We start from the raw sequence: 15,088 nt of genomic DNA, 5'->3' as shown, positions 1-15,088 counted from the left end.
AGTGAATGTTCAACTGTCGGATGACGACATGAACAGCCACGATCAAGTTGCGTTGGATTCTGCTCTGAGCCGTAAGAAGGACCGAGACAGAAGAACGAGGAATGAACTCTTCTTTGGACTTCGGACCTTTTTAGTGCCAAACTAAAAGGTTTTTTTGTTGTGCGCGTTTTTTCAAGGTTCGCACACCCCCTAAACCGAAGGAGATGGATCAAATGGCAGGTAAACAGGCTTTAAATATCGTAAAAATGAAAAAGATGAAGCAGGACGGCATCCCGCTGGCCATGATCACCGCATACGACTATCCGTCGGCCCAGTTGGCCGAGGAGGCGGGGGCGGATCTGCTGCTAGTTGGGGACTCGTTGGGCAACGTGGTTTTCGGGTATGACTCGACGATTCCCGTAACGCTGGACGACATGGTTTACCATTCCCGTTCGGTTGCACGCGGAGCGCAGCATACGTTCATTGTCACCGACATGCCGTTTATGACCTATCACGGAAGCATCGACGAAACGCTGCGGAACGTCCGCCGATTGATGCAGGAGGGCCATGCTCACGCCGTCAAAATGGAAGGCGGCGCAGAGATTGCCGGGGCCGTTCAGGCTATCGTGCAAGCAGGTGTTCCGGTACTGGGGCACATCGGTTTGACGCCGCAATCGGTCAATCAGATCGGTGGTTACCGGGTGCAGGGCAAGGACGCTGCGGATGCCAAGCGGCTAATGGACGATGCCAAAGCGCTGGAACGCGCCGGCGCCTTTGGCGTTGTGCTGGAACTGGTTACTGAAGAGGTGGCAACGGCGATTTCCCGGGAGCTATCCATTCCGACGATCGGTATTGGGGCAGGGCGCGGCTGTGACGGCCAAGTGTTGGTCTACCATGACGTCTTGAAATATACCGCGGATTACCGGGACAAACGGTTCGTCAAAACATATGCCGACCTCGGAGCACAGGTGCGTCGCGGCATATCGGAATACGTGGCCGATGTCAAAAATCGTTCGTTCCCGGCGGAAGAGCATGTCTTCCGTGCGGATCAAAGCGTGCAGGAATCCCTGGGTACGTTGTACGGTAAAGGAAAGGTGGAAGTCCGGTCATGATGACCTTTACAAATATACGACCGCTTCGTGAACAGTTGAAGGAAGCGCGGTTCACAGCGGCAAGGAATGGAAAACCAATCAAGATCGCGCTCGTGCCGACGATGGGTTTTTTGCACGAGGGGCATGCCAGCTTGCTGCGCAAAGCGCGGGCGGAGAACGACTTGGTGGTTCTAAGCATTTTCGTTAACCCGATCCAGTTCGGCCCTAATGAGGATTTTGAGCGGTATCCCCGAGATCCCGAGAAAGATCTGGCCTTGGCCGAGCGGGAGGGCGTAGATTTTGTCTTTCTACCCAGCGTTGAAGAGATGTATCCCCAACCGACGCGAACGAATATTAAGGTTGCCGATTTAACGCACGTCTTGTGCGGGGCGTCGCGTCCGGGTCATTTTGACGGCGTTACGACCGTCGTTGGCAAGCTGCTGCATATCGTGCAGCCAGACCGGGCTTATTTCGGGCAAAAAGATGCCCAACAGGTGGCGGTCATCGCGCAGATGGTGTTGGACTTGAATTTTGATGTTGAGATCGTTCCTTGTCCGATTGTGCGTGAGTCCGATGGCCTTGCCCTTAGCTCCCGAAACGTATACCTGAGTGCGGAAGAGCGGCAGGCCGCACTTGTCCTGTCTCGCAGCCTGCTGGCCGTTCAGGCTAAGGCAAATGCGGAAGCCAACGTGACCGCAGGAGAGGTGCTCGCCGAACTGCGCGATTCGATTGGAGCTGAACCGCTGGCCGTGATCGATTATGTGGAGATTGCCGATTTTCCGGGACTGTCCCCGCTGGCGGGCGGAGACCGGCTTGATGTAGCCGGACGACAGAGCGACGTGTTGATCGCGGTTGCCGTGAAATTTGGCAAGACTCGGCTGATCGATAACGTTATCTTAACGAAGAAGGTGAACGACTGATGTATAGAACGATGATGAAATCGAAAATTCACCGCGCGACGGTGACGGAAGCAAATCTGAATTACGTCGGCAGTATCACGATTGATGAGGAATTGATGGAGGCTTCTGATCTGCTAGAGAATGAGAAAGTGCAAATCGTAAACAATAACAATGGTGCCCGCCTGGAGACTTATGTGATTCCGGGGCCTCGCGGAAGCGGCGTCATTTGTTTGAACGGCGCGGCAGCACGTCTTGTGCAGCCGGGCGATAGTGTCATCATCATTTCTTACGCCCAATTGTCGGCGGAAGAGGTACGCAGCCATAAACCAACGGTTGTGTTCGTTGACGAGAACAATAAGCCGGTGGAGAAGGCGCACCAAGAACTTCACGCCATGATCCGCTAAAATAAGGTAGTTCATAAAGTCATCTTCGGACACGAAGTGGACTCAGGGGGAGGGCTCGGCGTCGAATCTTGAATTCAGCCGGGCCCTCCGTGTGCTCACGTAGCCTCCAGCTACGCTACGCACCTGGTCAACGTTGCTCGCTGATTGTATTCGATTTTTCATATACAAATTGCCGCGAATGACCCAAAAACCGTGATGTATTCGGTTTTTCATATAGATTGCGGGTCATTGCCTTCCCAACACGCAATTATGTATGATATTTCGAATACATTCCGTCAGAATCATCGAAAACGCCAAATTGTATTCGATTTTTCATATACAAATTGCCGCGAATGACCCAAAAACCGTGATGTATTCGGCTTTTCATACAGATTGCGGGTCATTGCCTTCCCAACACGCAATTATGTATGAAATTTCGAATACATTCTGTCAGAATCACCGAAGACGCCGAAATGTATTCGATTTTTCATATACAAATTGTCGCGAATGACCCAAAAACCGTGATGTATTCGGTTTTTCATACAGATTGCGGGTCATTGCCTTCCCAACACGCAATTATGTATGATATTTCGAATACATTCCGTCAGAATCATCGAAAACGCCGAAATGTATTCGATTTTTCATATACAAATCATCGCGAATGAACCAAAAACCGTAATGTATTCGGTTTTTCATACAGATTGCGGGTCATTGCCTTCCCAACACGCAATTATGTATGAAATTTCGATACATTCCGTCAGAATCACTGTTAAACGCCAAATTGTATTCGATTTTTCGCATACAATTCGCGTCTTAGTTCTTGCGGAATCGGCCACCTTGGGGAACACTGGAACATACGCCTCCAACCCCCGACCCGCTGAGGACCCCAAGCTTGCGGCATCCGCCACAGTTACCAAAGCCAGAATAAAGCCTTCAAAAAAGTGTAATTCCTCCCTGCGGGAATGAAAACGGTCCTCGAAACAAAAAATGAACGTAAGGCTCGGACTGATTTCATTTTCGTTTGGGGGGATGCGAATGATGTTTCAGCATGTGTTTGCGGAAATGAATGAGATGTTGGACGAAATCACACGGAAATATCCCTTGGCCGGTAACGCTCAAAAGCTGGAGTTGGCTAAGAAATGGAGCCTGCTTCAGCATATGAGCGACGGGATCATCGAGGAGTGGTTATGCTTCGAGGAGAAAATGGGATATTTGCGCCATGCGTTTGGGAGCCTGGCATCCAGGGAGACGCCCGATCTTCCTGAATTGGATGACCCCGTTTTTATCAAAGGGCAAGGGTATTACAAACTGCTGATGTTTCCTCAGGCATTGTCCCAATTTGAGCAGGTCATGCAGCAGTTTCCTGACAGTGTGCTCGCCCAGACCTACATGGGAATGTGCCATCTGCACCTGGAGCAAATCGACAAAGCCGCGAAGCATTTCTGGCTGGTATTGGAGAAGGCGACGAACAAACGGCTTCGTTCCATCATTTACAACGCACTCGGATGCATTGAGGCGCAAAAAGGTGTGTTTACCAAAGCAAAAGAGTACTTCAAGTTGGCTCATCACAGCGATCCGTCCTTGCCCGAGCCACTGGCCAATTTGGAGGCCTGCACGCACAGCACGGGGAAATTGCATTACAGTCCGGAACTGACTTCCTTATTGTAGGTCTCATTCCGATTGAACGCACTTATTTACGGCTTGAATCATGAAGCGATGCGAAATTCCGCTTAAAGCGGCGCATCGCTTGTTTTGTTTTTGTGATTTTTATTACAGATCCCGTTTGTATTAATTTTCAAATCGGTTATCTTCTGTTATGCTGTAAAGAGACTGGAATGAAGGGACAATTAATAGCAATGAAATACGCAGTGCTTGATTTTGAAACGACGGGTAACCAGTCCTCCGATGAAATTATTCAAGTGGGACTTGCCATTATAGAACCGGATAAGACGATATCGCAGGTGTATCGTTCCTTCGTGAAACCAGGTGTTCCGATCCCTCCTTTTATTACGGGATTGACGGGAATTGCAGAGGAAGATGTCAAGGATGCGCCGGAGCTAGACGAAGTGATGGTGGAGATGGTTCCGCTTCTAAACGACGTCGTCTTGGTCGGGCACAATGTTGCATTCGATTTTAATTTCTTGCAGAGCGCTTTGGACAAAACAGGCTATTTGCCGTTTACCGGCCGCATTCTGGATACGATGGATTTCTTGAAAATCCTGTTTCCTTCGCTTACTTCCTATCAGCTCGGGCTGGTGGCGGCGGAGTTTGAAGTGGAGCATGATCGGCCGCATCAGGCGGACAGCGATGCGCTGGCGACGGCGCTCATTTTCCTGAAATGTCTGGAGGAATGCGCGCAGTTGCCGCTGTTGACTTTGCAGCGTCTGGCCGATCTGTTTGCAGGCGAGGACAGCGATTTGGGCTGGTTTTTCGATGCGATGACGCAGGAGAAGGAACGCGAGGCGGTGCCAAGCGAAGATGGTTTCGTGTACTATCGTCAATTCGCCCTGCAGGTGGAGGATTGGCTGGACATCCAAGCGCCAAGGGACAGTTCGGATCGAAATCCGCTGGCGGATGTGACGTTCGAGCAGTTCATGGAACAGGTTCGGGAACGGCTGCGAGAGCGTTTGCCGCAGTATGAGGAGCGAGAAGCCCAGAACATGATGCTGAATGAGGTCATGCGGGCTTTCGAGGAAGACAAGCATCTGCTGGTCGAAGCCGGAACGGGGACCGGTAAATCCTTGGGATATCTCCTGCCGGCCATTTACCACAGTGTAAAGAATGAAGAGAAGGTAATGGTCAGCACTCATACCATCAACCTGCAGGAGCAGCTGCGGGAGCGCGACGTGCCGCTATTGACGGAAGTCGTGCCTTTTCCTTTCCGCGCAGCCGTATTTAAAGGAAGGCAGCATTATTTGTGCTTGCGCAAATTTGAACATAAAATGAATAGAAAAGACTTCGCAACACCTAAAGAAGAGGTGATGACGGCCGCGCAAATGGTTGTGTGGCTGACACAAACGGAAAACGGCGACGATGAAGAGTTGAATCTCGGAAACCGCGGCGGCGACTTCTGGGAGACGGTAGCCAGTGAATCGGAATCCTGCTTAGGCCGATCCTGCCCCTGGTTCCGCAAATGCTTCTATCATCGTGCCAAACACGAAGCCGGAGTAGCTGACGTGGTCATCACGAACCACTCTAAATTGTTTACGGACATTCAGGCCGGGCACCAGCTGCTACCAGGCTATGAGCGGCTGGTCATCGATGAGGCGCATCATTTGGAAGATGTGGCCGGCAAGCATCTTGGCATTCATATGAAATACTTTACGGTGGTCCATACGCTGACCCGGTTGTTTAAAGACAGCAAGACAGGGCAGCTGGCTAATCTTCGGAGCTCGATAGATGCGTCGTCCGCGGAGAAAGCTGCGGAATGGTGCGCAGTGATCGATGGCATCTACCCAGTGTTGGTGGATGTGAAAGAGAGCTGGGACAAGCTCAGCGAGCTGCTGTTCAGCTTGATGCCGGATCGCAGCGATGCGGCCCCCGGCGATCCGGGGCAATTCGTATATCGGCTGCTGCCGACCCGAAAGCCGAAGGATTGGGAGACACTGACCGCGCTCGAAAACCAGATTTACGTGGGTCTGGGCGACGTGCTTCGAAAAGGGGATCGTCTCCTGTCCGAGATTCGGGAGGAGCAGGATGATTATGCTGCGGAAAGCCTGCTTACCGATATCAGCGGCTTGTTTAAGGATTTAGCTGGAGAACGGGAATCACTGCGGTTCTTCATGAAGCTGGAAAGCGAAGACACAGTTTATTGGATGGAAGCCAACGGGAATTACCGCAGCCGCTCGCTGCAAATGTACGCGGTGCCGATTGACGTTAGCGCCCAGTTGAAGGAATTTTTCTTCGATCGGAAAAAAAGCGTCGTTATGACTTCCGCGACATTGTCAGTCGATAAGTCGTTTCAATATATGATCGAGCAGTTGGGTCTGACGGAGGCGGCGGAAGAGGAACGGTTGATTACGTCGATGTTGCCATCTCCGTTTAATTACCGGGACCAGGCACTCTTAGTCATTCCGCGTGATTTTCCGAGCGTAAAGGGCAGCGTGGGAGATGATCACTTCATTAACACGTTGGTGCAGTCGTTGGCAGATTCCGCGGTGGCTACTCAAGGCCGCATGCTGGTGCTGTTTACGTCCTACCGGATGCTGAGACAGGTGTATGACCCGCTGAAAGAGTTGCTCTCGGCGCAGGGGATCACCGTCATCGGGCAAGGGATGGACAGCGGTAGCCGTACCAAGCTGACTCGGCGCTTCCAGGGTCAAAATGCATCGGTATTGCTGGGGACGAGCAGTTTCTGGGAAGGGGTAGATATCCCCGGCGAGGCGCTGACAAGTTTAGCGATCGTGCGGCTGCCTTTTCAACCGCCGAACCATCCGCTGGTGGAAGCCAAGAGTGAGCGACTGCAGCGGGAGAAGAAAAACCCATTTATGAAGTTATCCGTCCCGCAGGCGGTTATCCGCTTCAAGCAAGGATTCGGGCGACTCGTCCGTTCCTCGCAGGATCGTGGCATCGTAATCGTTTATGATACCCGTATCCTGGAGTCTTACTATGGGAAGTATTTTTTATACTCTTTGCCCGGACCGAAGATGGAGCATATGCCGATGAATCAAATGGTACCTCGCATCTCGGAATGGTTGAATCCCGAAGCCTAAACCGCTTTATTGATCGCATTGAAGAATAGGGGGAAACGAAGCATGAAGTCAGAAAAAATTTCGGACGCCGTCGTCCGCAGACTGCCGGTTTACCTGCGTTTCTTGAACGAACTCAGCCGCAGGGAGGTCCCCACGGTCTCCTCGCAGGAGCTGGGCCAGAAGTTGGATCTGAATCCCGCGCAAATCCGCAAGGATTTAGCGTATTTCGGCGATTTTGGTCGGAAGGGGATCGGCTATGACGTGGCTTACCTAATCGAGAAGATTCAACAGATTCTCAACTTGGACCAGCAAATTAACGTGGCGTTAGTCGGTGCCGGTAATCTAGGGCAAGCCCTTTCGAATTATAATGCTTATTTGAAGGATAATATGAAAATCGTCGCCGTGTTCGACGCATCGCCAGCAAAGATCGGTACCCAAATCAACAACATCACGATTCAACCGATTGAGGAGCTGGTAGCTACGGTACGAGCGAATAATATCCGTATTGGGATCATAACGGTACCTGACACAGAAGCCCAGCGCGTGGCAGACGAGCTGGTTGCGGCCGGGATCGGAGCCATCTTGAACTTCGCGCCAACGATTCTCAAGGTGCCGTCGGAAGTGCGGATTCATGCGGCCGATTTCACTACAGACCTGCTTAGCTTGGCATATTATCTGGAGGATGGAAAGGAACAAGCCAACGTATGAGTCGTAAATGGTTAATTAAGAACGGGACGTTTGCCGTACTGGAGACCAATCGCCCCGTGATTCATGGATATATGCTTGTTGAAGGCGATTCGATCACCTATATCGGAGAAGAGCGCCCGGAAGGCGTGGAAGGCGCCGAAACGTTTGACGGCAAAGGCTTGTTATTTTTGCCGGGACTGATTAATACCCATGGTCATGCGGCGATGTCGCTGTTGCGCGGTTATGGGGATGACATGGTACTGCAAACCTGGCTGCAGGAGAAAATGTGGCCGATGGAAGCCAAGTTTACCGCTGCTGACGTTTATGCCGGAACGGCGCTGTCCGTACTGGAAATGCTTAAAGGCGGTACGACCACGTTCTTGGATATGTACGATCAGATGGACGAAGTCGCCAAGGTTGTCGAGGAATCCGGCATTCGCGCCGTGCTGATGCGCGGAGCGATCGGGCTATGCTCGCCGGAAGAGCAGGATCAGAAGCTTAAAGAAGCGATCGCGTTTGCCCAGAATTGGCACGGTAAAGCGGAAGGACGCATCACGACGATGATGTCGCCTCATGCGCCATATACCTGTCCGCCGGCTTTCATCGAGAAGTTCGTACAAGCCGCCCACGATCTCGATCTACCGATGCATACGCATATGTCGGAGACACGCGCCGAGGTGGAGCAGAACGTGAACGATTACGGCGTTCGCCCGGTAGAGCACCTACGGAAGCTGGGCATGTTCTCCCGCCCGACGCTGCTCGCCCATGCCGTACATTTGACGGACGAGGAAATCGAGGTCTTGGCTTCTCATGGCGTTACCGTCTCTCATAATCCGGGTAGCAACTTAAAGTTGGCCAGCGGCGTTGCCAGAGTACCGGAGCTCCTGAAGAAGGGAGTCGTGGTATCGCTGGGTACTGACGGTGCAGCCAGCAACAATAACCTGGACATGCTGGAGGAGATTCGTTTGGCCGCGCTGATTCATAAAGGCGTATCCGGGGATCCGACGGCGATTCCGGCTCTAGAAGCACTCAAGATGGGGACGGAGTACGGCGCGAAGTCGGTCTTCTTGCCGAACACCGGGAAGCTTGCGGCTGGCATGAAGGCGGATTTCATCGCCTTGAACACGGAGCAGGCTCATTTTCTGCCGCGAACGGATTTCATCTCGCACACCGTGTATTCTGCTGGACCAAAAGACGTGGAGCACGTTTGGGTGAATGGCAAACAGGTCGTCAAACACGGGGCTTGCCTGACGCTTGATGAGGAGCGTATTCGGCACGACGCTCAAGCTGCGTTCGAGGGACTGCTGGCACGGTAATACGCTAGGATAGGAAAGGAAGAGAAGGTTGAGGAAGCGAACCCAATGGATTCTGCTGTCCATCGTGATCCTGTTGATCGTGCTCCTTGGTCTCCACCGGTTTTATCTATACATTCATGAGGATACGTGGAGAGCCGAAAGAGAGGCCGTTCAACAGGCGAAGCAGGAGACGGACCTGGTCCAGGGAGACGAGGTGTGGAAGTCGGTATGGGATGAAGTCACCTGGGTCGTGCAGGGGGAAGACGAATCCGGACGTAAAATGATGGTTTGGCTCCGAGAAGGACAGGACCCTGAGGTGCGATTGCTATCGGAAGGGAAGTCCGAGAATCAGGTTCGAGCCATCATCAAACAGACGTTGCCGGGTATCCAGGTAGTCCGTCTGCTGCCGGGCATTTACAATAACCAACTGGTCTGGCAGCTGTTCTACAAACAGAAGGACCACCACTATTATCGGTTCTTCAGTTTTACAACGGGCGAACCGCTACCGGAAGTGTTCACCCTGCCGAATCGCTGACGGGTCGTCGTAAATAGAAATATTCCTAATAAACGGTTTCGAGGTTTAGGCGAAAAGCCTGAATGGCGAGACCGTTTTTTTGTAAGGAGGGAAAGGCATGGAGTTGCTCGATCCTACAGGGCAAGAGAATAAGGTGTGGGAAGACTTGAAACAAGCGTTTAACCATCATTTTTCTAGTCCAATCCGGCAGGCTATTCCTATTAAAAGAGGTTGGTTAAATTATAAATGGAAAATTACCACGGATTTCGGTGAATTTGTGCTTAAGCAATATAATAGGGAGCGGTTTAAGTCCTATCGGCCCGAAACGTTGCAATTGGCCTTATCGCAACAAATGCGATTAAGTGAACTTGGTTTTCCGTGCCCTTCGCTTCTTACCTCGAACGGGAATAGGATGCTTGAGTCGGACAGTGGTGAAAAGTTCATTGTAATGGGGTATTGTCAGGGACTACTTGTTCCGCCGGGACAATCCAACATCCATCAAGTCTATGATTTAGGACGGGTCACAGGCCAAATGCATCGGTTTTTGAATGACGGGACGTTGGGACGGAAGGAATCCGCCTTGTTTTGCCCTCCCGCTCGCGAGGAGCGATTGGAGCATTGGATTACGCTTCAGGAGCAAGCTCTTCGCAGCGGCAACCTCTTATTGTCGAGTGAGATTGAAACGCAACGCATTGCAACGGAAAACGTTGACCTGGGACGATTTGAACAGATTGCATCGGGGTGGGCGCATCGGGATCTTTGGATGGACAATTTGCTGTTTAACGAGAGTTCTGTGGCTGCGGTCCTGGATTTCGATCGCTTCAATTATGATTATCCCCGGCTCGATGTTGCTCGAGCTGTTATGTCATGTGCGTTTAGCGATCACTTGGACCTGACTCTGGCTACTGCATTTATGGAAGGGTATCGACAGGAGGTAGAAGCCCCATTTGAGACGGGGTACTTAACGACATCCCTGCAAATGCTGTGGTACATGGAATGTGTCTGGTGGATTCATGGGCAGATGGATCCACATAGCGCGCCTCCCGCGCGCTTCGCCAGGGAGATGAAGTGGCTGGCGGAAAATATCAACCGCTTGCCAGTGATGCTTGAGAATTTGTAGCATTTCGGGGTAGAACTGCTAGCTTCAAATTTTAAATATCTTCACACTTTCCTTCGATATTTGATATACGATGTGATATACTCATATTTGTAGTTTTGATAGACGGGTTGATATACTACAGAGATGATTATTATAGATAAGGGGGACATCACGTGAAACTGCGTATTGGACCAATTGCTGCAAGCATCGCTATTTCCGTCCTTGTGTTGTTTGGTGGATGGTTCCTGTATCGGCAATGGGCGATTGAACGTCCGCTGGAGAATATCGTAAAAAGTGTGGATGGTGTAAATCAAGTCGAAATGGATATCAAACCTGATGAGTTGGCGCTGAAGCTGAGTTTAAAGCCGGGGACCGATCTTGGCGCGCTAGTTCGGCAGATTGAACAGAACGGGAAAGACCAAATCGGCAACCGTACGTTGAAGCTAGACGTGGAGGATCATTCTTCTCCGACATTGGACCAGTTGTGGGAGAACGCGTTGTTCACCGTCGCGCAAGCGATGGAAAACAAGCAATATACGCAAATTACCGCGGCTCTAAAGCAAATGGAACAGGAAAACGACAAACTGACGGCTACAGCGGAAATGGACGAGAAAAACGTCTATATTACTTTGACGGATGGTCAATACAGTAAATTTGTTATTTTGCCGCGTACACCGGAACGAATGGGGGCATGGCCGAATGCGTAAATGGATGATCGAAGCAGCCATCGGATTTATTCCGGTCCTTATCGTATTCTTGGCAGTGACCGGTGTTAATGTTGTTCCGCTTGTCGTAGCTATGGTGCTGTTTGGCGCGTTGTTTACGGCGATCAAAATGCGCAGCGGCGGGATTACGATCGGAGCAGCCGGGGAACGGAAGCGCAAAAAGCGCGGCCTGGCAAAGCTAACCTTCGAGCAGATCGGCGGACAGGAAAGTGCAAAGCAGGAGCTTCGGGAAGCGCTGGATTTTATGGTGCGACAAGATGAAATCAGCAAGTTCGGCATTCGCCCGATCAAAGGGATTTTGCTGACGGGACCTCCGGGAACCGGGAAAACTTTGCTCGCGAAAGCAGCGGCACAATACACTAATGCCGTGTTTGTCGCGGCTTCGGGCAGTGAATTCGTTGAAATGTATGTCGGCGTTGGGGCGAGTCGGATTCGTGATTTGTTTAAGGAAGCGAGAACCCGCGCGGCTAAGGAAAACAAGGAAAATGCGGTTATTTTCATTGACGAAATCGAAGTGATCGGCGGAAAAAGAGAAGGCGGGCAGCAACGCGAGTACGACCAAACGTTAAACCAGCTGTTGACGGAAATGGATGGCATTTATTCCTCCGATACGCCGCGGATTCTACTGATTGCCGCGACGAACCGTAAGGAAATGCTGGACAGCGCTTTGCTTCGTCCAGGGCGGTTTGACCGGCATATTCAAGTCGATCTGCCGGATAAGAAGGGCCGCCGTCATATCCTCGAACTGCACGCGGCCAACAAACCGCTGCAAGAGGGCGTCAATTTGGACAAAATCGCGGAGGAATCGTATGGCTTCTCCGGCGCGCAGTTGGAAAGCGTGATGAATGAAGCGGCAATTTACGCGATGCGGGATGAGGTCGATCAAATTACCCAAGGTCATTTATCGATGGCTATCGATAAAGTGCTGATGGGCGAGAAGACAGACCGACAGGCCGCCGAGGAAGAGAAACGTCGCGTCGCGATTCATGAGCTGGGCCATGCCATTGCCGCTGAGGTTGTTGCGCCGGGCAGCGTTAGTCAAGTCGCGTTAAGTCCGCGCGGGAGAGCGCTTGGATATGTTCGCCATAACCCGCAGGATGAGAAGTATTTGTATACGAAATCGTATTTGGAAGGCCAAATTATGATTGCCTTGGCTGGGGCGGCCGCGGAGGAAATCTATTACGGTGGCCGCAGTACGGGGTCGAGCAATGACTTCGAGCAGGCTTTGAAGATCGTGCACACGATGATGACGTCTGGCCTGACATCGTTAGGAATCGTCAACATGGACATGGTGACCACCGAGGTGTTGATGAACGAAAATACACGAATTTTGGACGATCTTGCAGCAAAAACAAAAGAAATGCTGCAGCAACATTCTGCAGTCTTCGACAAATCGCTTGATCTCTTATTCAAGGAAGAGCGCCTTTCCGGCGAGCAATTCCGTTGTCAATTTCGTGACAGCGTCGATTTACCGGCATAATTCATGATGCCGGTTATTTTTTTTTACTTTTTCTTCGTGCTAAGATATTATTATATGTTGGATGTTAGAAGATGTATGATTCGACATCTGGGGAACCATATTATGTACAGATAATGAAAGGATGGAGCGAGAGGACCATGAACTACAAACGAATTGGTGTCATCGGCGGCGGCACAATGGGTCAGGGCGTAAGCGAAATGCTAGCGGCTAAAGGACTTGACGTGCTGCTCGTGGAGGAGACAGCCGATAAATTGGAGCATGCCTACAGCATGATCGAAACGAGTCTGGATAAACAGCTCGAGAAATGGGCAATCACGAAAGCGGAGAAGAAACTGATCTTATCCCGTATCCATAAAGTTACGCATTTTGCCGAACTCGGAACCTGCGATATGGTGATCGAGACCATTTCGGAGGATTTGAATGCCAAAAAAGAGGTATTCACACAGCTGGATCAAGTTTGTCCAAGCAACATCATTTTGGCGAGCAACACATCAACGCTCAGTTTAACCGAGATCGCCGGCGGAACGAAATATCCGGAGCGCGTCATCGGCATGCACTTTATTTATCCTGTTGCCAAAATCAATCTGGTTGAAATTATCCGCGGTCTGAAAACATCGGATGCCACGTTTGAAGAAACGAAACGCTTCGTGGAAGAGGTCGTGGAGAAACGCGGCATCATGGTTTACGAATCCCCGGGCTTTGTTACTTCCCGGATTATTTGCGTTATGATCAATGAAGCGCTGCATGTACTAGGTGAAGGTGTCGCATCTGCAGAAGAGATCGACGAGGCGATGCGCATGGGCTACCAGTTCCAATACGGGCCGCTGGAAATGGCCGATCGCTTTGGCCTGGATTCAGTACTGGCCGCATTGGAACGCATGTTCCGCGAATTCGGCGAATTGAAATACCGTCCTTCCTTCGTGCTCAAGAAAATGGTACGCGCCGGCAGTTTGGGCGTAAAAACGGGCGAAGGTTTCTTTAAATACGATAAGGACGGTGACCGGCTGTGAAACTGTTAGTTATTAATGCGGGAAGCTCCTCCCTAAAATACCAGCTCTACGATATGACCGATGAATCGGTTTTGGCTAAAGGACTGGTTGAGCGGATCGGTATGGATTCCTCGATTTTGACACATAAACCGACTGGCAAAGAGGAAGTGACGGAAGTCAGCGAAATTCTGGAGCATACGACGGCGATTCGCAAAGTGCTTGAGAAATTAACGGACAAGGAACATGGCGTTCTAGCGTCGGTTAACGAGATTCAAGCGGTGGGCCACCGCGTCGTGCACGGTGGCGAGGCGTTTAAAGGCTCCGCCCTTGTCACACCGGAAGTCAAAGCCGAAATCCGCCGCCTGTTCGACTTGGCGCCGCTCCATAACCCTCCGGCAATCATGGGGATTAATGCTTCTGAAGCCAATATGCCGGGCGTTCCGAACGTGGTGGCCTTTGATACGGCTTTCCATCAAACCATGGATGAGAAAGTGTATTTATACCCGATTCCGAGAGTTCTGTACAAGAAACACCGCGTCCGTCGTTATGGCGCACACGGTACATCACATCAATATGTCAGCCGAGTGGCAGCGGAATATCTGAACCGTCCGATCGAAGAGTTGAAGATCATCACTTGCCATATCGGTAACGGCGCAAGCTTGACCGCGGTCAAAGGCGGTGTATCGGTGGATACTTCGATGGGTCTGACGCCTTTGGAAGGCTTGATGATGGGGACGCGCAGCGGCGACCTCGATCCGACGGTTGTCACCTTCGTCATGAATAAGGAAGAGCTGTCCATCAGTGAAGTGAACTCGATGTTGAACAAGCACAGCGGTCTGCTTGCCATCTCCGGAAGCAGCAGTGACATGCGGGATATTACCGACGGGTGGGAAGCGGGTAAACCGAATGAGACACTGGCCTTCGAGATGTACGAATACCGTCTGCGGAAATATATTGGATCGTATGCTGCAGCAATGAACGGCGTGGACGTGATCGTCTTTACGGCAGGTGTTGGCGAAAACTCGGCAATCGTCCGCGAGAAAACGTGTGAGAACTTGAGCTACTTGGGCGTCGAGCTGGACAAAGAGCTGAACAAAATCCGTTCCGGGGAACCGCGTCGGATTTCGACTCCGAATTCCAAGGTCGAAGTTCTGGTCATCCCTACGAATGAAGAACTGATGATTGCCCGCGATACGCTGCACATCGTGCAGGAATCGAAGTAAAGCACGGCGAATTTAAACCTTTGTGTTATTAAT

General features: G+C 51.2%; 13 protein-coding genes. All 13 read left to right on the top strand.

What is annotated here, in order from left to right; translation table 11 throughout:
* The first annotated feature begins 212 nt into the window (after positions 1-212).
* The 13 genes from panB to MKZ15_RS13635 all read left to right on the top strand — a co-directional run bounded on the left by panB (position 213) and on the right by MKZ15_RS13635 (position 15,055).
* Positions 213-1,091 (top strand): 3-methyl-2-oxobutanoate hydroxymethyltransferase, encoded by an 879-nt coding sequence (gene panB / locus MKZ15_RS13695; protein WP_155605322.1) that lies wholly within the window; start codon positions 213-215, stop codon positions 1,089-1,091.
* Positions 1,088-1,990: a pantoate--beta-alanine ligase gene (panC, locus tag MKZ15_RS13690; protein WP_339816553.1), complete on the top strand. Its 903-nt coding sequence runs from the start codon at positions 1,088-1,090 to the stop codon at positions 1,988-1,990. The genes panB and panC overlap by 4 nt, the downstream gene beginning before the upstream one ends.
* Complete coding sequence (panD, locus tag MKZ15_RS13685) at positions 1,990-2,373, top strand: aspartate 1-decarboxylase (RefSeq protein ID WP_155605320.1); 384 nt, start codon at positions 1,990-1,992, stop codon at positions 2,371-2,373. The genes panC and panD overlap by 1 nt, the downstream gene beginning before the upstream one ends.
* 1,014 nt (positions 2,374-3,387) lie before the next feature.
* Complete coding sequence (locus MKZ15_RS13680; RefSeq protein ID WP_306433133.1) at positions 3,388-4,020, top strand: tetratricopeptide repeat protein; 633 nt, start codon at positions 3,388-3,390, stop codon at positions 4,018-4,020.
* 188 nt (positions 4,021-4,208) lie between these two features.
* Positions 4,209-7,064, top strand: coding sequence for an ATP-dependent DNA helicase DinG (dinG, locus tag MKZ15_RS13675; RefSeq protein WP_339816550.1), 2,856 nt, complete (start codon positions 4,209-4,211; stop codon positions 7,062-7,064).
* An 18-nt stretch (positions 7,065-7,082) separates the two neighbouring features.
* Positions 7,083-7,751 (top strand): redox-sensing transcriptional repressor Rex, encoded by a 669-nt coding sequence (locus MKZ15_RS13670; RefSeq protein ID WP_272491425.1) that lies wholly within the window; start codon positions 7,083-7,085, stop codon positions 7,749-7,751.
* The gene (locus tag MKZ15_RS13665) at positions 7,748-9,046 is read left to right on the top strand and encodes an amidohydrolase (RefSeq protein ID WP_155605318.1); all 1,299 of its coding nucleotides are present in this window, start codon (positions 7,748-7,750) and stop codon (positions 9,044-9,046) included. The genes MKZ15_RS13670 and MKZ15_RS13665 overlap by 4 nt, the downstream gene beginning before the upstream one ends.
* Before the next feature lie 28 nt (positions 9,047-9,074).
* On the top strand, positions 9,075-9,560 hold the full coding sequence (locus tag MKZ15_RS13660) for a DUF5590 domain-containing protein (RefSeq protein WP_155605317.1): 486 nt from the start codon (positions 9,075-9,077) through the stop codon (positions 9,558-9,560).
* 97 nt (positions 9,561-9,657) lie between these two features.
* Positions 9,658-10,659: a phosphotransferase gene (locus MKZ15_RS13655; protein WP_339816547.1), complete on the top strand. Its 1,002-nt coding sequence runs from the start codon at positions 9,658-9,660 to the stop codon at positions 10,657-10,659.
* A gap of 152 nt (positions 10,660-10,811) precedes the next feature.
* Complete coding sequence (locus MKZ15_RS13650; RefSeq protein ID WP_339816545.1) at positions 10,812-11,345, top strand: hypothetical protein; 534 nt, start codon at positions 10,812-10,814, stop codon at positions 11,343-11,345.
* The gene (locus tag MKZ15_RS13645; RefSeq protein WP_193416012.1) at positions 11,338-12,843 is read left to right on the top strand and encodes an AAA family ATPase; all 1,506 of its coding nucleotides are present in this window, start codon (positions 11,338-11,340) and stop codon (positions 12,841-12,843) included. The genes MKZ15_RS13650 and MKZ15_RS13645 overlap by 8 nt, the downstream gene beginning before the upstream one ends.
* Before the next feature lie 137 nt (positions 12,844-12,980).
* A complete protein-coding gene (locus tag MKZ15_RS13640; RefSeq protein ID WP_193416013.1) occupies positions 12,981-13,853 on the top strand; it encodes a 3-hydroxyacyl-CoA dehydrogenase NAD-binding domain-containing protein in 873 nt (290 codons plus the stop codon).
* On the top strand, positions 13,850-15,055 hold the full coding sequence (locus MKZ15_RS13635; RefSeq protein WP_339816539.1) for an acetate kinase: 1,206 nt from the start codon (positions 13,850-13,852) through the stop codon (positions 15,053-15,055). Before MKZ15_RS13640 ends, MKZ15_RS13635 begins: the two co-directional genes overlap by 4 nt.
* The last annotated feature ends 33 nt before the right edge of the window (positions 15,056-15,088 follow it).

The organism is Paenibacillus sp. FSL R7-0216 (assembly GCF_037969915.1).
GTDB classification, from domain to species: Bacteria; Bacillota; Bacilli; order Paenibacillales; family Paenibacillaceae; genus Fontibacillus; species Fontibacillus rhizolycopersici.
Note: the sequence above shows the minus strand (reverse complement) of the source record. Positions and strands in the feature narration are given on the sequence as shown.

Bases quoted from the DNA above. Each gene is read 5' to 3' on its own strand.
- MKZ15_RS13640 (WP_193416013.1), top strand. From the start codon at position 12,981: ATGAACTACAAACGAATTGGTGTCATCGGCGGCGGCACAATGGGTCAG.
- dinG (WP_339816550.1), top strand. From the start codon at position 4,209: ATGAAATACGCAGTGCTTGATTTTGAAACGACGGGTAACCAGTCCTCC.
- MKZ15_RS13655 (WP_339816547.1), top strand. From the start codon at position 9,658: ATGGAGTTGCTCGATCCTACAGGGCAAGAGAATAAGGTGTGGGAAGAC.
- MKZ15_RS13665 (WP_155605318.1), top strand. From the start codon at position 7,748: ATGAGTCGTAAATGGTTAATTAAGAACGGGACGTTTGCCGTACTGGAG.
- panC (WP_339816553.1), top strand. From the start codon at position 1,088: ATGATGACCTTTACAAATATACGACCGCTTCGTGAACAGTTGAAGGAA.
- panB (WP_155605322.1), top strand. From the start codon at position 213: ATGGCAGGTAAACAGGCTTTAAATATCGTAAAAATGAAAAAGATGAAG.
- MKZ15_RS13680 (WP_306433133.1), top strand. From the start codon at position 3,388: ATGATGTTTCAGCATGTGTTTGCGGAAATGAATGAGATGTTGGACGAA.
- panD (WP_155605320.1), top strand. From the start codon at position 1,990: ATGTATAGAACGATGATGAAATCGAAAATTCACCGCGCGACGGTGACG.
- MKZ15_RS13645 (WP_193416012.1), top strand. From the start codon at position 11,338: ATGCGTAAATGGATGATCGAAGCAGCCATCGGATTTATTCCGGTCCTT.